Annotated in this window: 14 protein-coding genes; 7 read left to right on the forward strand and 7 right to left on the reverse strand. The window is 70.2% G+C overall.

The genetic code is table 11. From position 1 onward, the window contains the following. Positions 1-8: 8 nt before the first annotated feature. The 6 genes from PUR53_RS35140 to PUR53_RS35165 all read right to left on the reverse strand — a co-directional run bounded on the left by PUR53_RS35140 (position 9) and on the right by PUR53_RS35165 (position 6,810). Complete coding sequence (locus PUR53_RS35140) at positions 9-320, reverse strand: trypco2 family protein (protein ID WP_329910893.1); 312 nt, start codon at positions 318-320, stop codon at positions 9-11. A 208-nt stretch (positions 321-528) separates the two neighbouring features. Further along, complete coding sequence (locus PUR53_RS35145) at positions 529-2,184, reverse strand: family 43 glycosylhydrolase (RefSeq protein WP_329910950.1); 1,656 nt, start codon at positions 2,182-2,184, stop codon at positions 529-531. Positions 2,185-2,270: 86 nt separating this feature from the next. Beyond that, on the reverse strand, positions 2,271-3,149 hold the full coding sequence (locus PUR53_RS35150; RefSeq protein WP_329910951.1) for a carbohydrate ABC transporter permease: 879 nt from the start codon (positions 3,147-3,149) through the stop codon (positions 2,271-2,273). A gap of 65 nt (positions 3,150-3,214) precedes the next feature. Continuing rightward, entirely contained in the window at positions 3,215-4,099 is an 885-nt protein-coding gene (locus PUR53_RS35155; RefSeq protein WP_329910894.1) for a carbohydrate ABC transporter permease, read from the reverse strand. Positions 4,100-4,110: 11 nt separating this feature from the next. Further along, entirely contained in the window at positions 4,111-5,451 is a 1,341-nt protein-coding gene (locus PUR53_RS35160; protein WP_329910895.1) for an ABC transporter substrate-binding protein, read from the reverse strand. Between the two features lie 345 nt (positions 5,452-5,796). After that, the gene (locus PUR53_RS35165; protein WP_329895869.1) at positions 5,797-6,810 is read right to left on the reverse strand and encodes a hydroxyacid dehydrogenase; all 1,014 of its coding nucleotides are present in this window, start codon (positions 6,808-6,810) and stop codon (positions 5,797-5,799) included. A 646-nt stretch (positions 6,811-7,456) separates the two neighbouring features. Between PUR53_RS35165 and PUR53_RS35170 the strand changes: the two genes are divergently transcribed. The 7 genes from PUR53_RS35170 (at position 7,457) to PUR53_RS35200 (ending at position 19,128) form a co-directional block, all read left to right on the forward strand. Then, on the forward strand, positions 7,457-8,806 hold the full coding sequence (locus tag PUR53_RS35170; protein WP_329910896.1) for an extracellular solute-binding protein: 1,350 nt from the start codon (positions 7,457-7,459) through the stop codon (positions 8,804-8,806). 101 nt (positions 8,807-8,907) lie between these two features. Further along, positions 8,908-9,813, forward strand: coding sequence for a carbohydrate ABC transporter permease (locus PUR53_RS35175; protein ID WP_329910952.1), 906 nt, complete (start codon positions 8,908-8,910; stop codon positions 9,811-9,813). Between the two features lie 182 nt (positions 9,814-9,995). Then, on the forward strand, positions 9,996-10,814 hold the full coding sequence (locus PUR53_RS35180) for a carbohydrate ABC transporter permease (protein WP_329895949.1): 819 nt from the start codon (positions 9,996-9,998) through the stop codon (positions 10,812-10,814). Positions 10,815-10,881: 67 nt separating this feature from the next. Continuing rightward, positions 10,882-12,696 carry a putative Ig domain-containing protein gene (locus PUR53_RS35185; RefSeq protein ID WP_329910897.1) on the forward strand — a complete coding sequence of 605 codons (1,815 nt, stop codon included), beginning with the start codon at positions 10,882-10,884 and terminating at the stop codon, positions 12,694-12,696. A gap of 17 nt (positions 12,697-12,713) precedes the next feature. After that, positions 12,714-16,106 carry an alginate lyase family protein gene (locus tag PUR53_RS35190; protein ID WP_329910899.1) on the forward strand — a complete coding sequence of 1,131 codons (3,393 nt, stop codon included), beginning with the start codon at positions 12,714-12,716 and terminating at the stop codon, positions 16,104-16,106. Positions 16,107-16,158: 52 nt separating this feature from the next. Continuing rightward, on the forward strand, positions 16,159-17,412 hold the full coding sequence (locus PUR53_RS35195; RefSeq protein WP_329910901.1) for an alginate lyase family protein: 1,254 nt from the start codon (positions 16,159-16,161) through the stop codon (positions 17,410-17,412). A gap of 132 nt (positions 17,413-17,544) precedes the next feature. Then, a complete protein-coding gene (locus PUR53_RS35200) occupies positions 17,545-19,128 on the forward strand; it encodes a carboxylesterase/lipase family protein (protein WP_329895874.1) in 1,584 nt (527 codons plus the stop codon). A 19-nt stretch (positions 19,129-19,147) separates the two neighbouring features. Here the strand turns inward: PUR53_RS35200 and PUR53_RS35205 are convergent, their stop codons facing one another. Beyond that, positions 19,148-19,903: a GbsR/MarR family transcriptional regulator gene (locus PUR53_RS35205; protein ID WP_329910903.1), complete on the reverse strand. Its 756-nt coding sequence runs from the start codon at positions 19,901-19,903 to the stop codon at positions 19,148-19,150. Positions 19,904-20,134: the final 231 nt, after the last annotated feature.

Here is a 20,134-nt window from a genome sequence, read left to right on the forward strand (position 1 = left end):
CAGGCCCGCTATTCGGGGCGCTCCTCGGAATCGGCGTTGATCTTCTGGTCGGCACCGTCCTGATCGACCGGCTGCAGAGTGATCTTCAACCGACTTGTCGTTCCGGCCACGTACCCGGCCTTCGCCTCCGCGCTCCATGGCAAGACCATCACCCTGGCGCGGGCCTCGCCGTCCTTCCGCACATCTACGGCGAACTCCATCTCCACCGGCCCAGTGCGGAAACCGACGCGATGACCCCGGCCATCGTCCATGGCTAGGTCTAACTCCGCACGTACGGCGCTGATCGCATCCGCCAGACCGGCCCACGGCTCCTGTGGCATGAGGAGTCCCCCCAACTACTCTGCAAAGGCGTGCGATCCGCCACTTCACCATACGAGAGAGCCACGCAAGACGCAGGGTGTTCGTCCATCACACGGGACTGACCCGACGAATCACAGGGAGAGCGCTCCAATTAGCTCTGCCTGCGTTCGGCAAAATCTTCGATGCGACACCCGCGGTGGAGTGCGGGGCGCGGCGCGCACCCCCGTATCAGCCGTCACCACTGCACTCCGCCCCGCACACCAACCGGAATCCGCTGAAGTCCGCCGTGAACTCCGCTGCGACCAGGTCCTGGACGTGGATGCCGGCCAGGGTGCCGGTGAAGCGGAGTTTGGAGCCGTAGTCGTCGGAGAGGTGGGTGAAGTCGAGGGGCGGGCCGATGGGGGTGCGCAGGCCCTCGCGGAGGTACCAGAAGCGGGCCTCCGCGTCGTCGATGCTCGCCCCCAGGGTGATCGGCCGGCCCGGCTCGACCTCGACGACGGCCACCTGCCGGGCACCGTCCTCGTCGCGCTCCAGCAGACTGAGCACCGTACGGCCCTCGCCCCGCCACTGCTGGCCGCGCTGCGGTTCCCCCTCGGGCTCGGCCCACGTCAGATCGAGGCTGAGGTACGACACGGTGTTGTACCGCAGGGTCAGCCCCGCGGCCTCGCCGAAGGTGCGCGGTTGGGCTTCCACGGTGACCTCCACCTCCGCCCGGTGCTCGGTGATCCGCTGCGCCAACAGGCTCTGGTCCCACAGCGACTCGGGACCGTGCCGACCCCGCAGCCGTATCCAGCCGGGGCGAGCGGCCGTGTCGACCCACGAGACATCCGCCTCGGCCCGCAGAGTGCTCCAGGGCCAGCCCGGCACACCGCCGGGAACGGCAGCGAAAGCCACAGCCGGAGCCGAAGCCGGAGCAGCAGTCTCACCCCCCGCCGGAGCAGCACCCCCACCCGCAGCCGGTACCTCCACCTCCACCTCCGGATGCCAACCCCCCTGCCGCAGTCGGGGCCAGCCCTCCGTGTCCCATGTCACCGCCTGGATCGCGGTCTCGCGGCCCAGGGGGCAGCGGATGCCGTGTTCGGTGTGGAGGGGGCGGGCGGTGAGGTGGCTGAGGAACCACTCGCCGGTCGGGGTCTGGACCAGTTCGGCGTGGCCGGCCTTCTGCAACGGCACCTTCGGGTCGTCCCGGGTCGTCAGCAGCGGCACGTCGTCGAGTTCGTACGGGCCGGTGAGGGCGCGGCTGCGCGCCACCCGCACGCCGTGCTCGACCCCGGTGCCGCCCTCGGCGAGGACCAGGTAGTGCCAGCCGTCGCGGATCAGGAGCTTGGGGCCCTCGATCAACCGGTCGTGCTGGAGCAGGAGATGGGTGTCGCCGACGGGGCGCAGGGTGGTGCGGTCCAGCTCCGTCAGGACGATCCCGGCGAACCGTTCGCCGCCGGGACGGTGGTCGCTCTGCATGTTGAGCAGCCAGAGCCGGCCCTCGTGATGGAACAGGGCGGGGTCGAAGCCATGGCTCGCGATCCGCCGCGGAGCGGTCCACTCGCCGTCCACCGCCGCGGCCGTGCTGACGTACGTGTCCAGGTCGAAGTAGCGCGTGCCGACCGACCGCACGATCGTGTAGACCACCCAGAAGCGGTCGCCGTCCCAGCTCAGTGAGGGCGCCCAGATGCCCGCCGAGTCGGGGACCCCGCGCAGCGAGTCGCCGGGCACCGCGCCGCGCACATGACCGGCGTACTCCCAGTGCGCCAGGTCCCTGGACCGGTGCAGGGGGATCGTCGGGAACCACTCGAACGAACTGGTCGCCACGTAGTACCACTCGCCGACCCTGATCAGGGAGGGGTCGGGCGCGAAGCCACGGATGACCGGATTGCGGGCCACGGTCACGCCCTCGGCCCGGTTCACGCCGGAGGTCACGGTCTCGGCCGGGTTCACGCCGGAGGTCACGGTCTCGGCCGGGTTCACGTCGGCGGTCACTTGAGCGCCCCCAGCGTGACGCCCGTGCGCCAGTAGCGGCGCATCGCGGTCATCATGATCGCCAGCGGGACGATGGACAGCAGCGCGCCCGTCAGGACGAGGCTGGTCACGTCGATGCCGGACTCGGCACGCTTGCCCGACCAGTTGTAGAGGCCGAGGTTGAGGGTCCAGTTCTCCTCGCCGCGCAGGACGGTGAGGGGCAGGAAGAAGGCGTTCCAGGTGTTGACGAAGGCCAGCAGGAAGACCGTCGCCCCGCCCGTGGTCATCATCCGCAGCACGATGCTGAAGAAGATCCGCAGCTCACCGGCGCCGTCGATCCGGGCCGCCTCCAGCAGTTCGAAGGGGATCGTCGCCTCGGTGTAGACCTTCGCCAGATACACGCTGAAGGGGTTGATGAGGCAGGGGATCAGCATCGCCCAGGGCGTGTCGACCAGGCCGATCTTCGAGAACATCAGATACAGCGGGAGCGTGAGCAGGGCGATGGGGATGAGGAAGGAGCCCACCACGGCCCCGAAGACCACGCCCCGGCCGGGGAAGTCGAAGCGGGCCAGGCCGTAACCGGTTGCCAGCGCGATGAACGTGCCGCCGAGGGAGCCGACACCCGCGTACAGGAACGAGTTGGCGGTCCAGCGCAGGAAGATGCCGCCCTCGTAGGTGAACAGCTGGTGCAGGTTGTCCCAGAGGTGCATGCCGGAGAACCACAGGCCGTTGCTCTGGTACAGCCCGACCTGGTCCTTCGTGGCGGCGACGATCAGCCACCACACGGGGAACAGGCTGTAGACGCTGGCCAGGATCAGGCCGAGCAGGATGAAGCGCTGGCCGCCGCGCCCGCGTGAGGCGGGGCCGGGGCCGGCGATCCGCCGTACGGGAGGCATGCCGGACTTCCCCGATTCGGCCGACTTCGCCGATGTGCTGGGGGAGTCGGTGGTGGTCGTGGCCATCAGTCGACCTCCTTCGAGGTCAGCCGGTAGAAGACGAGGGAGGCGGCGCCGAGGATCAGGGCGAGGAGCACCGACAGGGCGGCGGCGTACTGGTAGTTGCCCGAGTTGAACGCCTGGTTGTAGATGATCATGATGGGGGTGAAGCTGCCGTCGACGGTCTCGGGGGTGATGTTCCGGAACAGCGCCGGCTCGTTGAAGAGCTGCAGCATCTGGATGATCGACAGCAGACCGGTCAGGACCAACGCGGCCCGTACGAACGGGATCTTGATGCTCAGTGCGACCCGGATCTCGGAGGCGCCGTCGAGGCGGGCCGCCTCGAACAGCTCGCGGGGCACGCCCTGGAGCGCCGAGTAGATGATCACCATGTTGTAGCCGATGCCGTGCCAGGTGAGCAGATTGCCGATGGACGGCCACACCATCGAGGGCGCGAAGAAGTTCCAGTCGAACCCGAGGAAGTCGCCCATCGGGGTCAGCGGGCCCACGGCGGGGCTGTACAGATTGATCCACACGATCGCCGCGACCACGCCGGGGATCATGTACGGGACCAGCAGCACGATCCGGAACCGGTTCGCGGCCTTCGCGGTGAGCGCGTCCAGGAACAGCGCCAGGACCAGGCTGACCAGCAGCATGAACGGGATCTGCACGCAGGCGAACAGCACCACCCGCAGGATCGATCCCATGAACGCCGAGTCGGTCAGGCCCAGTTGGTAGTTGTCGAACCCGGTGAACTCCCGGGTCGCGCCACCGAGGCCCAGCCCGGACCGCTTCTCCTGGAACAGCGATTCGTAGACCGCGTACCCGATGGGCAGCAGATAGAGGAAGACGAATCCGAGCTGGAAGGGCACCGTGAACGCGGCACCCTTCCAGCGCTGGGAGCGAATCATCGAAAGATGCCTCAGCCCTTGACGTTGATGCCGCGTGACTTCAGGTCCTTGACCGTCCACTCCTGCATGTGGGCGAGCAGGTCGGTGACCTTCTGTTCCTTGCTGACGACCTTGCCCCACTCGCTCTGCAGCTCGGTGAACATGGCGGTCCAGTTGGGGCCGTAGACCCAGTCGGTGGTCACGGTGCCCAGGCTGTCCGTGACGATCTTCTCGGCCGGCGCGTAGTTGTCGCCGAGCAGCTTCTCGGAGATCGCCTCCGCGACGAACGAGTCGCTGTCGGCCAGACCCGGCATCACACCGCTACCGGTCTCCGGGCTCGCCATCGACTTCACCGCGCCGGGGTCCGTGGACAGCCAGAGCGCCGCCTCCGCAGCCTGCTTCTTGTGCTCGCACTGCTCGGTGACCAGGTTCATGCCACCGCTCTGGTTGGTGCCGGCCGGAGTCTTCGCGGCCTCCCCCTTGTACGTCGGCCACGGCGAGAGCGCCCACTTGCCGAAGGAGTCGGTGAAGTTCTGCACCATGCCGGCCATCTGCCAGGTGGAGATCTGCCGGGTGACCGTGCCGCCCTTGTCGTAGTTGCGCTGCACGGCCGCGTAGTCGGCGAAGGAGAGCTTGGAGTTGAGGTCGCCGTCGATGATCTGCTGGATCACGTCGGCCGCCTTCAGGCTGCCCTCGTCCTGGAAGTTCACCTTCCAGGAGTCGCCGTCGATGGCGTACCAGTGGGCGCCGGCCTGCATGGCCAGCACCTCCAGGGTGCTCGGGTCCTCACCCGCGTAGTTGGTGATGTGGATGCCGTGCTTCTTCAGGACCTTGCCGGCGGCTATGAAGTCGTCCCAGGTCGCGGGCGCCTTGAGGCCGTACTTCTCGAAGACGTCCGTGCGGTAGATCGTGAAGGCGGGCGCCGAGCTGGTGGGCACGCCGTAGACCTTGCCCTGCACCTGGACACCGGCCCACGCGCCGGGATTGAACTTGTCCGCGCTCGACCCGACGTACTCGGTGATGTCGGCGAGCGCGCCCTGCGACACCCAGGTCGTCACGTACTCGGCGGTGTTCTGCACCAGACAGGGGGCGTTGCCCGCCTTCACCGCGTTGCTGAGCTGCTTCTGCATGGTCAGCTGGTCGGTGACCTTGGTGTACTTGAGCTGGACGTCCTTGTGAGCGGCGTTGAACGACTTGACCAGGGTCTCCTGGCCGTTGGCCCAGCCCCAGAAGGGGAGGGTGACCGGGCCCGTGGCTCCGGAGGAACCGTCGTCGCCCGAGTCCGAACCGCCGCACGCGGCGAGCAGACCTGTCAGCGCCACGCTCGCGACGGCGATGCGGGCGAACCTTCTCCGGGGGCTGCTGGAGTTCATCGAACGGTCATCCTTCGAGACGTAGACGATCGCGGAAGGGGGAGCGAGGGGCGGCTCGGTGGGGCGACTGCGAGCGAGGCGGACCGTCAGCTCGGGTCTCGGACCCCTGCGGAACGTAGTAAACGGTTGCTGTGAAACGTAGGTCGCCTGATCGGCTCACGCAAGAGCGCGACGGCAAATTGTTACGCCGGATGGTCGCCGGGATTGCCGGGAACTGTCGGCCGGTGGTCGGCAGGTGACGGTGAGTACGCAGGTCAGAGGTGCGCCGACCGGTCTGCGGCCGCAGGGGAGGGGGCCATCGCGGGGCCTGTGAGGCGAAAACGTTTACGGACGCGAGGGCACGGGTCAGGCGACCCGGGCCAGATCCGTATGCCGTACCTCGTGGGCCGGCGGCAGGCCCGAAGCGAGGCGCTCCAACTCCTCGACGACCGTACGCCCGAGGCGCTCCAGCTCGTTGCCGAGGGAGCCCGCGATGTGCGGGGTGAGGAAGACATTGGGGAGGTGGTAGAGCGGGGAACCGACGGGCAGCGGCTCGGGTTCGGTCACGTCCAGGACCGCGCTGAGCCGACCGGAGAGCAACTCGTCGGTGAGCGCCTCGGGGTCGACCAGGGCGCCCCGGGAGGTGTTGATCAGGACACCGCCGTCCCGGATGAGCGCGAGTCTGCCGCGGTCGAGCATGCGGTACGTCTCGGGGATGTCGGGGGCGTGCAGGCTGACGATGTCGCTGGTCCGCAGCAGGTCGTCGAGGGCCATGGGCTGGGCGCCCAGCGCGGCGGCCCCGGCGGTGTCGACGTACGGGTCGTACAGCGAGACGGCGAAGTCGAACGGCCTCAGCAGTTCCAGGAGCCGGCGGCCGACGCGCGAGGCCCCGATGACCCCGACCCGGCGGCCGACGTTGCCGATGGCGGCGGTCTCGGCGGGGGAGGGGTAGGTGTGGGTCTGCCGGAAGCGTTCGCGCTGGTCGAAGGCGTCCTTTCCGGCCAGCAGGATCATCGCCAGGGTGTATTCGGCGACCGGCAGCGCGTTGCCGGCCACCGCGCTGGAGACGGTGACCCCGCGCTGCCAGAGGGCTTCGCCGACCAGCGCGCGGACCGAGCCGGCGGCATGCAGGACGGTACGCAGCCGGGGCGCCGCCGCCAGCACCTCCGCGTCGAGGTGCGGACAGCCCCAGCCCGTGATCAGCACCTCGGTGCCGGCCAGCGCGGAGGCGGCGACCGGATCCGTGAAGTCCCGCACCACGAACGCGGGATCGATCTCGACCACCTCCCGCAGCCGTGCCATGAGCGGGGGCGGGAAGAGCAGGGGCAGATGCACCGGATCCATGGCGAACACGGCTCGCGTCGACTGGGCGCTGGGCATGACTCTCCTGGAGAGCAGGGGGTGGACGCAGGGACGACCGCTGCGGGAACAGTTTCAGAAAACGTCTTCTACCGTAGATCCGGGTCCGAGGGACGGTCAATCGCCGCGATCGGGTGTCGTGTTTCGGCGCTCGCCCTAGGTCGTCTGCATACGCGCAGGTCGTGCGGCTGCGGCAGGGGGCGGGGGGTGGGCGGTTGGAAGATCTCCGCCGACTCCCAGGGGTGAGGGGCGTCTGCCGTGACGGAAGGGTGGGCTGATGTCCTGATCTGGCGTAATCGATTACCCCATAGGTCAGGTGGTCATGTGGCCGGCTGCCGTAACAGCCGAGGAGATACGGCTCCGGAAGTGGATCAGGATCTCGGCCGCACGACAACCGGTTCCAGCGGGGCGACGGAGTCCGAGCTCGTGACCCGACTCGCATGGTGACCGGAAACCGCAGCCGATTGGGCGCGTTCGCCCTGGTCGCACCGGGGTCTGCCTCCGCTCGGAGTGGTATCCGGCCATGTCCCGGGGGTTACGCGGAGTTTTCGAAAACTGGTCGAGCCTCTTGACGCGGTTTGCGGTCAGGAACAAGCTCTGCCCCGTCGGCCGGTAGAAACCGGTTGTTGTCCGAGGGGTGGTTACCGCTCGTGGAGGTGAGGTGCCCATGCATACCCAGGCCGGTGGTCCCCTGAGCCGCCGTCGATTCCTCGCCCTCTCGGCGGCCGGTGTCACGGTCGGCGGGGCGGCTCTGAACGGCTGTGCGCTCCCCGTGGCCGGTGGTGTCGGCGGCTCGGACGAGACCGTCACGCTGATGGTGAAGGCCGAGGACATCTCCCCGGAACTGATCAGGCAGGCCCGGCGTGACCTCGGCATCCGCATCGTCACGGTGAGGTACGACATCACCAAGCTGATCGCGATGCTGACCAGCGGGAACCCGCCCGATCTGGTGCGCGGCGTGGGCGCCGTGGACACGCCGTACTACGCGGCGCGTGACGTGGCCGAGGAACTGGACCCGTACTTCGCCGCGAGCACCGTGCTGAAGGCCGAGGACCTCGACCCCGTCAACGACCTGTGGCGCTACGACGGCCGCACCCAGGGCAAGGGGCCGCGCTACGGGATGGTGAAGGACTTCTCCCAGGACTCCATGTACTGGTACAACACCGCGCACTTCGACGAGGCGGGCATCGCGTACCCGCCCCCGTCCGAGCCGGTCACGTACGAGGAGTGGCTGGACCGGGCCGAGCGGCTCACCCGGCGGAGGAACGGTCAGACCATCGTCTTCGGCGGCAGCTACAACGGTCTCTACGAGGCCACCAACCTCTCGACCCTGACGGCGGCCGCCGGTGGCAGCCTCTTCGACGACGACCTTGCCCGGATCGACTTCACCACCCCGGAGGCCCGTAAGGCACTGGGCTGGTACATCGACTACTGCCGGACCAGAGTGGGCCCGAGCGCGATCCAGCCCGACCCCAACGCCTGGGACGGGCCCACCTACCAGGCGGGCCGCATGGCCATGAGCAACAGCGGCTACTGGCTCGGCGGGATGATCAACACCGACGAGAAGCTGGCGAAGGTCTCCCGGCTGGCCCCCGCCCCGGTCTTCGCGGGCGGCGCCCGGGTCAGCCCCTGCCAGGGCGGCACCGGTTTCTGGATGCCGAGGAAGGCACGGAACAAGGACGCCGCCTGGCGGGTCTTCGAGTGGTTCTTCGGCGAGGCACCGGCCAAGGCCCGCGCGGGCGGCGGCTGGGGCATCCCGAGCCTGAAGTCGCTGCGGCCGCTGATGCCGGCCGAACACGACCACCAGCGCCGGGTGCTGGCGGCACAGGAGGCTGAGCTGGAGCACTTCTCGGTGATCTCCTTCACCCCCTACATCACGGCGGAGGGCTTCAAGGCCCTCTTCAACCAGGTGGCACCGGCGGCGATGAAGGGCGAGATCTCCGTCGACACCCTCGCCGGGCGCCTCAACTCCACCATCAACGAACAGCTCGACCGCGGGAAGGAGCAGGTCGGATGAGGGCCGAGGGGACACCCTCCGCGGCGACGCGCGGGGCGACCGGTGTCCGGGTGGCACCGGCGGCGGCCGCCCGGCCGGTCGGAAAGCGGCCGCCCACCTCGATGTCCACCCGCAGGCACCGGGCGTTCTACATGTTCGCCTCGCCCTGGATCGTCGGCTTCGTGCTGCTCACGATCGTTCCGATGGCGTACGCGCTGTGGCTGAGCCTCACCACCTACGACGGGATCTCGCCGCACTGGCGGTTCATCGGGCTCGCCAACTACCGCGAGCTGTTCGCCGATCCGGTGACGTGGGACGCGCTCGGCCGTGCCGGGCTGTTCGCGCTGACCTCGGTGCCGCTGTCGATCGTCGCCGGACTCGGGCTCGCCGTCCTGATCAACCGGCCGCTCAGGGCACGGGCGCTGTTCCGCACCCTGCTCTATCTGCCGGCCGTCGTACCGCCGGTGGGCGCCGGCCTCGCCTTCAAGTCGCTGTTCGACCAGAACTCCGGCGCGGCCAACGGGGTGCTGAACATCTTCGGCATCGACGCCCTCGGCTGGCTCGCGGATCCGTACGCCCGCTACGTCCTGCTGATGACGGTGCTGTGGGCGGCGGGGAACGTCATGATCATCTCGCTGGCCGGGCTCCAGGACGTGCCCCGTGAACTCCACGAAGCGGCCCGGATCGACGGGGCGAGCGCCTGGCGGACCTTCCGCAGTGTCACCGTGCCGCTGCTGTCGCCGGTGCTGCTGTTCCAGACGGTGACCGGGGTGATCGCCTCGGTGCAGACCATCATGCCGCTGCTGCTGGCCGCCGAGCCCACCACGGGCGGCGTCACCGCGATCCCGCAGTCCAACTACATGTACATGATGCATGTGTTCGCCGAGTACTTCGCGCTCGGCCGCTACGGCTACGCCTCCGCGCTGCTGTGGGTGCTCTTCGTCCTGATCCTCGTCGTCACCGGTCTCATCTTCCGGTTCACGTCGGGCGTGGTGTTCTACAACGTCGATCCGGAGGCGAAGAAGTGACCGTCACCAGCGACACCGCCGGCACCTCCGACACTCCCGGCACTCCCGGCACTCCCGGTGCCCCCGGCGCCTCCGATTCCGCCCGCACCTCCGGTTCAGCCGTCGTGCGGGGTACCGCCGCCACCGGTCGGCCCCCTCGACCGTCCGGCTCCCCGGGCGGCTCCCCACCGGTCGCCGTACGGCTGCGTACCGGCCGGCTCGTTCTCTACACCGTGCTCGTCGTCGTCACCGGGCTGTTCCTCGGCCCCTTCGGCTGGCTGGTCCTCACCGGGCTGAAGACCTCCGCCGAGACGGCCGCGGCGCCGGTGCACTGGCTGCCCGCGGACTTCCAGTGGCACAACTTCGCCGACGCGTTCCACCTGATCGACTTCCTCGGCTACGCCCGCAACTCCCTGATCATCGCCTTCCTCTACGCCAGCCTGGTCACCCTGAGCTCGGCCTGGGTCGGCTACGGCTTCGCCCGTCTGGACGCACCCGGGAAGAAGACGCTGTTCGGCGTGCTGCTCGGCTCGATGATGCTGCCCCAGATGATCACGCTGCTGCCGACCTATCTGATCTTCGCCCGACTCGGCATGGTCGACACCTACTGGCCATGGGTGCTGTGGGGTCTCGCGGCGGCGCCGTATCTCGTCTTCCTCTTCCGGCAGTTCTTCGCCGGGCTGCCCCGGGAGCTGGAGGAGGCCGCGATCGTCGACGGCTGCGGCTACGCCACGATCTTCTGGCGGATCTTCCTGCCGCAGTCCTGGCCGGTGCTCTCCGCCAGCTTCGTGATCGCCTTCACCTGGACCTGGGGCGATTACATCGCCCCCCAGCTCCTGCTGTCCACGGACCGTTCCACCCTCGCGGTCGCCGTGATGTCCACCTACGTCACCTCCGCCGGCACGCCCGTCACTCACCTCCAGGCCGCCGCCTCGGTGATGTACGTCGTCCCCATCCTGCTGATCTTCCTCGTCGCCCAACGCGGCTTCATCGCCGGGACGTCCACCTCCGGACTGAAGTAGGTCCCGCCCCCGGCACCGCAGTCGCCCACCGAACCCCTCGACTCCCCTCGCACGCAAGGACGTTGTCATGAACGAAGCCCAGGGCCCGGGTCTGTCCCGACGCACCCTCCTCCAGACCGCCGGCGCCGCGGCCGCGGCGTACACCCTGCTCGGAACGGCCACCGGCACCGCGAGCGCGGACACAGGCACCGCGAGCGCGGCCGACGGAGCGAGAACCGACCGGCTGGTGGTGCACCCCGTCCCGACCGGGCTGCCCCTGAACACCAGCTTCTCCGTCAAGGCCCGCACACCGGGCGGCGAGTGGCAGCCGGTGCCCGTCATCCGGGCGCGCACCAAGACCATCAACGAGAAGACCGGCGCGGGCGTCGTCCGCAGTTCCTCGGTGGCGGGCCTCGACTTCCGCGGCACCGTGGAGGTCCAGGTCACCTCCTCCAAGGGCGCCATCCCCTCCGCACGGATCCGCCCCCTGTCGTACGACATCGCCCACGAGGTGAGCGGGGACACTGTCACCTTCAGCCTCACCGAGCCGCGCAACCTCTCCGTCGAACTCGGCGACGCCGACGGAGGCGCCTTCGACCTCTACGACAACCTCCAGCTCCACGCCAACCCGATCGAGAGGTGGCGGCCCGAGGAGGACGACCCGGACGTCATCTACTTCGGGCCCGGCATCCACACCGTCCCCGACAACGTGGTCAAGGTGCCCAGCGGCAAGACCGTGTACCTGGCGGGCGGCGCGGTCCTCAAGGCCCGCGTGGAGTTCAGCCATGTGGAGAACGCCCGGCTGCTCGGCCGGGGCATCATCTACGACTCGGACGCCGCCACGCTGGTCGCCTTCTCCAGGAACATCGAGATCGACGGCATCCTCGCCCTCAACCCGAAGACCGGCTACTCCTGCACCATCGGCCAGTCGCAGCAGGTCACCGTGCGCAACCTGCACTCCTACAGCTTCGGCCAGTGGGGCGACGGCATCGACGTCTTCAGCAGCGAGGACGTGCTCATCGAGGGCGTCTTCATGCGCAACAGCGACGACTGCATAGCCATCTACGCCCACCGCTGGGACTACTACGGCGACTGCCGCAACATCACCGTCCGGAACTCCACCCTCTGGGCCGATGTCGCCCACCCGGTCAACATCGGCACCCACGGCAACCCCGAGAAGCCCGAGACCATCGAGAACCTCGTCTTCAGCGACATCGACGTGCTCCAGCACCGCGAGCCGCAGGTCCTCTACCAGGGCTGTTTCGCCCTCAACCCCGGCGACAGCAACCTCATCCGGAACGTCCGCATCCAGGACGTCCGCGTGGAGGACTTCACCTGGGGCCAGTTGCTCAACATGCGGGTGATGGCCAACCGGTACAACGCCTCGCCGGGACGCGGCATCGAGGACGTGTACGTCCGCGATCTGACCTACGACGGCACCCACGCCTCCATGGCGATCCTGACCGGTTACGACGCGGACCGCCCGATCAAGAACCTGACCTTCCAGAACCTGTCGGTCAACGGGACGGTCGTCCACGACAAGATGAAGAAGCCCGGCTGGTATCTGACCACCGACATGGTGCCGATGTTCGCCAACGAGCACGTCCAGAACCTCCGCTTCCTGGACGCAGACACGGCGGCCGCCACGACCGCGCCGGAGATCACCAGCGCGGGCGAGGTCACGGCCACCGCCAAGCGGGTCCTCAACCACCTGGTCACGGCGAGCGGGCTGCCCACGTCCTTCGCCGCCGAGGGCCTGCCGAGGGGCCTGTCGTTCGACACCAGGACGGGTCTGATCTCCGGTGTCCCGTCCCGCCCCGGCTCCTGCACGGTCACCGTCTCGGCCACCAACAGCGCCGGTACGGCCACCCAGTCCATCGAGCTCACCGTGCGGCACCCGTAGGACCAGGAGAGACACTCGTGCTTCCCCTCAGCAGACGGTCGTTGCTCGGCGCGGCCGGCCTCACGGCCGCGGCCGGCACCGGAATCCTGTCCGCATCCGCATCCGCATCCGCATCCGCATCCGCATCCGCGTCCGCCACAGCCGCCTCCGCCTCCTCGGTCTCCGCCGCGGGCGCGCGCTCCGCCGGGGCGACCCGCACCTTCAGCCACCCGGGCCTCCTGCACAGCGCGGCCGATCTGGACCGGCTGCGGAGCGCGGTCGCCGCGAAGGAGTCACCGGTCCACGACGGCTACCTCGTCCTCGCGGCCCACGCCCGTTCCAAGGCGACGTACACCGCGCAGAACACGGGGCAGATCACCTCCTGGGGGCGCGGCCCCACCAACTTCATGAGCCAGGCCGTCGCCGACTCCGCCGCCGCCTACCAGAACGCGCTGATGTGGTGCGTGACGGGTGAGCGGGCCCACGCGGACAAGGCGCGGGACATCCTCGACGCCTGGTCGGCCTCCCTCACCATGATCACGGGTGCCGACGGTCCGCTCGGCGCCGGTCTGCAGGCGTTCAAGTTCGTCAACGCGGCCGAGCTGCTGCGGCACACCGGGTACGACGGCTGGGCGGAGGCGGACATCGCCCGCTGCGAGCGGTCGTTCCTCGATGTCTGGTACCCGGCGGTCTCCGGCTACATGCTCTACGCCAACGGCAACTGGGACCTGACGGCCATGCAGACCGTCCTGGCCATCGGCGTGTTCTGCGAGGAGCCCGTCCTGTTCGAGGACGCGCTGCGGTTCGCCGCGGCGGGCGCCGGCAACGGCAGTGTCCCCGGCCGGATCGTCACGGCCGCCGGGCAGGGCCAGGAGTCCGGCCGCGACCAGGGGCACGAGCAGCTCGCGGTCGGCCTGATGGGCGACGCGGCGCAGGTCGCCTGGAACCAGGGCGTGGACCTGTGGGGCTTCGACGGCAACCGGCTCCTGGCGAACGCCGAGTACGCCGCCCGCTACAACCTCGGCGGCGACGTCCCCTTCACCCCCGATCTGGACCGCACCGGCAAGTACATCAAGAAGACCGTCTCGGCCGTCGGCCGCGGCACCCTCCCCCCGATCCACGAGATGTACCTCGCCCACTACGCCGGGGTGCGCGGCCTCGACACCCCCGCGACGAAGGCGGCGGTCTTCCGGGGCACCGGGGGCGCCCGCGTCGTCGAAGGCAGCAACGACGATCTCCCGAGCTTCGGCACCTTCACCTACGCCGGAGCCACGGCGCCCGCGTCGACACCCGTGCCGGCGCCCCCGGCCGGGGTCACGGCGGTGGGCGGCCCCGGGGCCGTGACCGTGGCGTGGCTGCCGTCGGCCTGGGCCACCGGGTACACCGTCCGGCGCTCCACCCGCCCCGAGGGCCCGTACGAGGAGGTCGCCACCGGCCTCGACGAGCCGACGTACACCGACGGGGAGGTGCGCCGGGGACGGACGTACCACTACACCGTCGTCGCCTCCAACTCACGTGGTGACAGCGGAAGTTCGATGCCCGTAGCTGCTGCCGCCGGCCTGCCCGGTCCGTGGGACGACCGGGACCTGGGGGCGGTACGGGTCCCGGGTTCGGCCCTGTTCGACGGCGAGCGGTTCGTGCTCCGGGCGAGCGGTACGGCCGACACGTACCACCTGGCCCATCTGCCGCTGCGGGGCGACGGCACGGTCACCGCCCGGATCGTGTGGCCGCTCAGTTCCCAGTACTCCAAGATCGGCGTCACCCTCCGCGACGCCCTCGACGTGGACGCCGCGCACGCCTCGATGCTGATCCAGGGGCTGCCGTTGCACACCTGGAGCGGGGTGTGGACCGTCCGGAAGGCGGCGGGGGCCGATATTTCGGCGACCGGCAGCACGCCCGTGCCGCCCACCCAGCAGCAGGCGATCACCACGGCCGCCGCGTTCCCGATCTCCAGCCTGGGCGCGCTCCCGGAGTCGGCGACCCCCCTGGAGGCGCCGTACGTCGAGGGCGCCGGCGACGGTTACCGGCTGCGGGCGCCGTACTGGGTGCGGGTGATCCGCAAGGGCCGCCGCTGTACCGGGGCGATCTCCCCGGACGGCGTCCGGTGGACCGAAGTCGGCAGCGCCGAGGTCGACCTGGGGCGGACCGCGCACGCCGGACTGGTCCTCACGTCCTGTCTGGGCGTCGACGAGGAGTACGCCGACACCGGCACCGGCGCCTTCGACAACGTCACCGTCGTCTCCGCCACCGGGGGAGAGGTCTGGTCGGTGCCCCGCCCCGCCCGACAGGTCACCGACCTCAGGGCCGGCGCCGGCGCCGACGCGGTCGAGCTGACCTGGACCGACCCCGACCTCTCCGCCCGCTACCGGGTGCGGCGCGCCACCCGCCCCGACGGCACCTACCGGACGATCGCGACCGGCGTCGCCCCGGTCGGCTTCGGCGCCCGCCTCCGGTACACGGACGCCACCGGCACGCCCGGCACGACGTACCACTACGTCGTCACGAAGACCAACGAGGGCGGACCCGGCCCCCGCTCGGAGCCGGCCGCCGCGCGCATGCCGTCACCCGCCGTGCCACAACTCGCCGCCGCCGCCAAGGCGTTCGCCAACAGCGGCGCCTTCTTCCAGTACCTGATCCGTGCCTCGCACGCCCCCGCACGCTTCGGCGCGAGCGGACTCCCCGCGGGCCTGCGCGTCGACGAACGCACGGGTCTGATCTCCGGAACCCCCACCCGGACCGGCGAGTTCACCGTCACGACCACCGCGGGCAACGCGGCGGGCGAGGCGTCCGGCACCCTCACCCTGACCGTCGGCACACCGCCGCCCGCCCCCTGGACGTACGGCGATCTCGGCGACGTCGTCCTCGACGAGCGCGCCTTCGGGACCCTGGGCGTGGTCGCGGTCCGTACCCCCGGCAGTACGGCGTACGAGGAGGACGGGACCTTCGTCGTACGGGGCGCCGGTGTCGATCTGTCCGTCAACAACCAGGGGATGACCGGGCAGTTCGTGCGGCGACAGGTCACCGGCGACTGCGAGGTCACCGCCCGGCTGGACTCCCGCACCGGGGCCACCGCCGACCGGGTCGGGCTGGTGATGGCCAAGTCGCTGTCGCCGTTCGACCAGGCGGCCGGGGCGATCGTCAGCGGCGGCACGAGCGCCCAGCTGATGCTGCGGACGACCGTGGCCGGACGGTCGGCGTTCACGGGCGGAGCCACGGTCGCCGCCCCCTGCCTGCTGCGGCTGAGACGCGTCGGGACCGCGTTCTCCGCGGCGGTGTCCACAGACGGAGGTGTCACCTTCACCCCCCTCGCCGACGGAGAGATCCCCGGCTTCGGTGACGCCCCCTACCACGTGGGTCTGGTGGTCTGCTCCCGCGACCCCCTGGCCCACGTCACCGCGCGATTCAGCGAGGTGAGCATCACCCCCCTCTAGAGCCTGCGGGCCCTCGGGTCCGCGAGGCTCCTCCATGGAATGGAGACAAGGAATGAGCCGCACGTCCCCCCACACGAGCCCCGAAGGGCTCGCTCCCGAGCGCGAGTTGAGCCGCAGAGGTCTGCTGCGGACCGCCGGCGGTCTCACCGCCGCCCTCGCGCTGGGCGCCGCCTCCTCCGTCACGACGACGGCGGAGGCGGCCCCGGCCACCTTCACCCACCCCGGCATGCTGCACGCCTACGGCGAACTCAACCGCGCCAAGGTGCGGGTGGCCGCCGGCGACGACCCGTGGCTGTCCGGCTGGAACCGGCTGACCGCCAACGCCCACTCCGCCGCCACCTGGACGGCCCGGCCGCAGGCCACGATCATCCGCGGCGGCACCGGCGAGAACTACGGCATCCTCTACAACGACATCCACGCCGCCTACCAGAACGCGCTGCGCTGGAAGATCGCCGGCACCACCGCCCACGGCGACGCGGCCGTCCGCATCCTCAACGCCTGGTCGTCGACGCTCACCACCGTCACCGGCAACGCGGACCGGTTCCTGGCCGCCGGGATCTACGGCTACCAGTTCGCGAACGTCGCCGAGCTGATGCGCGGCTACGGCGGATTCGACCTGGAGCGGTTCAAGACGATGATGCTCAACGTCTTCTACCCGCTCAACAACCAGTTCCTGAACAACCACAACGACGCCTGCATCACCAACTACTGGGCCAACTGGGACCTGTGCACCATGAACTCGATCCTCGCGATCGGGATCCTGTGCGACGACGGCGCCAAGTACGACCAGGCCGTGAACTACTTCAAGAACGGCGCGGGCAACGGCGCGATCCGCAGGGCGGTGCCGTTCCTGTACGACAGCCAGGGCCTCGCCCAGTGGCAGGAGTCCGGCCGCGACCAGGGGCACACCATGATGGGCATGGGCCAGATGGGGGCCTTCTGCGAGATGGCCTGGTCCCAGGGCGAGGACCTCTACGGCTACGACAACAACCGGTTCATGAAGGCCGCCCAGTACGTCGCCAAGTACAACCTGGGCGAGGACGTGCCCTTCACCGCCTACACCTGGGGCACCGGGCAGAACTGCGCCCAGCAGACCCACACCGTGATCTCCTCCAGCGGCCGCGGCCAGGTCCGCCCCGTGTGGGACCTCCTCCACTACCACTACGCCAGGCGGCGGGGCCTGTCCGTCCCGTACATCACGCGAATGGCGGAGAGCGTGCGCCCGGAGGGCGGAGGCGGGGACTACGGCCCCAACAGCGGCGGCTACGACCAGCTGGGTTTCGGCACCCTGCTGTACGCCAGGTAGCCACCGCCCCCGAGCGGCCGCTGTCGCCCGAACGGCCGCTCGGGACCCGGCACGACCGGAATACCGCGAGGGGATGTGGTGCTCTGAGGTGGACGACGGTTCACGAGCGGGCGGCGTGAGGAGCTGGTGCGCATGACGGCAGACCGGCGGGACCCCGTGGTCAGGACCCCGTACGGGGACGTACGCGGCACGTACGAGGCCGTGGACGGCGGGGGTGCGCGGATCGCGGTGTTCCGGGGCGTCCCGTACGCGGCCCCTCCCTTCGGTCACCGACGGTTCCGCCCGCCCTCCCCGCCCGAGCCCTGGCCGGGGGTGCGTGACGCCGTCGCCTTCGGACCGACGCCTCCGAAACCGCCGTACTCGGAGGCGTTCGCCCGCTATCTGTCGGACCCCGTCGTCCCGGGCGACGACTGCCTCAACCTGAACGTGTGGACGCCGGAGCCGGGTCACGGGGCCCGGCTGCCGGTCCTGGTCTGGATCCACGGCGGCGCCCTCACCCGGGGCTCGTCGGCGGTCCCGGTCTACGACGGCGCCGCCTTCGCCCGTGACGGGGTGGTGCTGGTCTCCCTCAACTACCGCCTGGGCGTGGAGGGTTACGGCCTCTTCCCGGACGCCCCGCCCAACCTCGGGCTGCGTGACCAGCTGGCCGCGCTGGAGTGGGTGCGGGAGTCGATCGGGGCGTTCGGCGGTGATCCGGACCGGGTGACCCTGGCCGGCCAGTCGGCCGGCGCCATCAGCGTCGGCGCGCTGCTGGCCATGCCCCGCGCCCGGGGCCTGTTCCGCCGGGCCGTGCTGCAGAGCGGGCCGCCGGAGGCCCTGGACCGGGACAAGGTGCGCCGGATGGTCCGCCGGATGGCGAACCGGCTCAAGGTCCCGGCGACCGCCGAGGCCTTCGCCGCCGTCGACCGCTCCGCGCTCGCCGAGGCGCAGGCCGAGGTCGGCCGTCTCAGCAGCCCGGTGCTCGGCGGTCCCGCCTTCGGCATCGTCGTCGACGGCGACCTGCTGCCCACCGACCCGCTTCAGGCGCTGACCGAGCACGGCGCGGCCCCGGGGACCGACCTCCTCATGGGCTGGACCCGCGACGAGCACCGGCTCTGGCTCGTCCCCGGCGGCCTCCAGGAACGCGTCGACCGCCTCGGGACCGTCGCGCTGGCCGGCGCCCGCGCCCGCTGTCACTGCGGCCCCGAGGTCCCGCGCGCCTACCGGGAACTCCACCCGGACAAGGGCACCGCCGACCTGGTCGGCCAACTCGTCACCGACCACCTCCTGCGGGTCCCCCTGCACCGGGTGGCGGACGCCCGCGTCGACCAGGCCCGGTCCTGGGTCTACGAGTTCGCCTGGTCCTCGGGCGTTCCCGCCCTCGGCTCCTGCCACGCCCTCGAACTCGGCTTCGTCTTCGACACCGGCGACACGCCCGCCTCCGCCAAGCTCGCCGGCGAGCACGCGCCGCACGACCTCGCCACCGCCCTGCACAGCGCCTGGGTCGGCTTCGCCACGGAGGGCACACCCGGCTGGCCGGTCTGGGACCACACCCATCCGGTCCGCGTCTTCGACTCCCCGGACGCCGAGCCCGTCGTCCTCGGCCCCTACGACCCCGAACTCGCCCTCTGGGCCGCGGATGCGCGGCGACCGCGCAGGGTCCAGGGCGCCGGCACCTTCGTCACCTCGGGCGGAGGCCCCCTCCCGGCCCTGCGCCGCTTCCGCCGGAGCCCGTGAGGCCGGCCGCCGGGCCTGCCTACTCGCGGTCCGCGTCGGGTGCGGCGGTGCCGTCCGTGCGCGCCGGGGGTTTGGTGTGGAGGATCTCGCGGGCCTGCTCGGCGGCGCGGACGGTGTTCTCGCCGACGAAGTCGAGGAAGCGGGCGACGTTCTCCAGGCGGGCGGCGGCGGGAGTGCCGGTGCCGAGGACGCCGACGCCCTGGCGGGCGGTCTCGACGACCTGGGCGATGGCGCGGGCGCTGGCGATCATCGACTGGTACCAGACGTCGTCGTCGACGACATAGCGCTCCCGGCGGCGTTCGCCCTGCTCCCGGCGGACCATGCCCTGGCTGTCGAGGAACGCGATCGCCTTCGAGATGGACGCCGGGCTGACCTGGAGCCGGTGGGCCAGTTCGGAGGCGGTGAGGCTGCCGCTGTCGGTGAGGGTGAGGCAGGCCATCACCCGGGCCATCATCGTGGGCATGCCCGAGGCCATCATGACGTTGGTGAACGTCTCCTCGAACTCGCGTACCGCCTCGGCGTCGCGGCCGTGGGCCTGCTCGGGGGTCTGTGCCGCCCGGGGTGTGGTCCCGCGACGCCGGTGCGCGCGGCGCTCGGTGGCGCGATGGGCCAGGTCGGCGCGGTAGGCGGTGGGGCCGCCGTTGCGCAGCACCTCGCGCGTGATCGTCGAGGTCGGGCGTTCCAGGCGTCGGGCGATCTCCGCGTAGGCGAGGCCGTCGGCCAGCCCCAGCGCGATCTGCTGGCGTTCCTGCTGAGTGAGCCTGCCTCCCGGCATCGCTGTTCTCCTTCGTGCTCGGCGGAGCGCCCACTATAGCGTTCACGCCCCACCCATTGCAACGCAACACCCTCGGAATGTTGCGTTACTCTCCAGCCCGTTGCAATGATTTCTCGGCTTTCACCTGCATGTTTGTCGTTCCTTCGCAACGAGTATGTTGCTCGATCCTCGAACGCAACGTAGCTTTTCCGTTGTCGGAAACGAAACGCCGAACGCAGAGCCGAAGGAGAC

It is taken from the genome of Streptomyces sp. SP18BB07, from assembly GCF_036322545.1.
GTDB classification, from domain to species: domain Bacteria; phylum Actinomycetota; class Actinomycetes; order Streptomycetales; family Streptomycetaceae; genus Streptomyces; species Streptomyces deccanensis.

Bases quoted from the DNA above. Each gene is read 5' to 3' on its own strand.
- PUR53_RS35140 (WP_329910893.1), bottom strand. From the start codon at position 320: ATGCCACAGGAGCCGTGGGCCGGTCTGGCGGATGCGATCAGCGCCGTA.
- PUR53_RS35150 (WP_329910951.1), bottom strand. From the start codon at position 3,149: ATGCCTCCCGTACGGCGGATCGCCGGCCCCGGCCCCGCCTCACGCGGG.
- PUR53_RS35155 (WP_329910894.1), bottom strand. From the start codon at position 4,099: ATGATTCGCTCCCAGCGCTGGAAGGGTGCCGCGTTCACGGTGCCCTTC.
- PUR53_RS35160 (WP_329910895.1), bottom strand. From the start codon at position 5,451: ATGAACTCCAGCAGCCCCCGGAGAAGGTTCGCCCGCATCGCCGTCGCG.
- PUR53_RS35165 (WP_329895869.1), bottom strand. From the start codon at position 6,810: ATGCCCAGCGCCCAGTCGACGCGAGCCGTGTTCGCCATGGATCCGGTG.
- PUR53_RS35170 (WP_329910896.1), top strand. From the start codon at position 7,457: ATGCATACCCAGGCCGGTGGTCCCCTGAGCCGCCGTCGATTCCTCGCC.
- PUR53_RS35175 (WP_329910952.1), top strand. From the start codon at position 8,908: ATGTCCACCCGCAGGCACCGGGCGTTCTACATGTTCGCCTCGCCCTGG.
- PUR53_RS35185 (WP_329910897.1), top strand. From the start codon at position 10,882: ATGAACGAAGCCCAGGGCCCGGGTCTGTCCCGACGCACCCTCCTCCAG.
- PUR53_RS35195 (WP_329910901.1), top strand. From the start codon at position 16,159: ATGAGCCGCACGTCCCCCCACACGAGCCCCGAAGGGCTCGCTCCCGAG.
- PUR53_RS35200 (WP_329895874.1), top strand. From the start codon at position 17,545: ATGACGGCAGACCGGCGGGACCCCGTGGTCAGGACCCCGTACGGGGAC.
- PUR53_RS35205 (WP_329910903.1), bottom strand. From the start codon at position 19,903: ATGCCGGGAGGCAGGCTCACTCAGCAGGAACGCCAGCAGATCGCGCTG.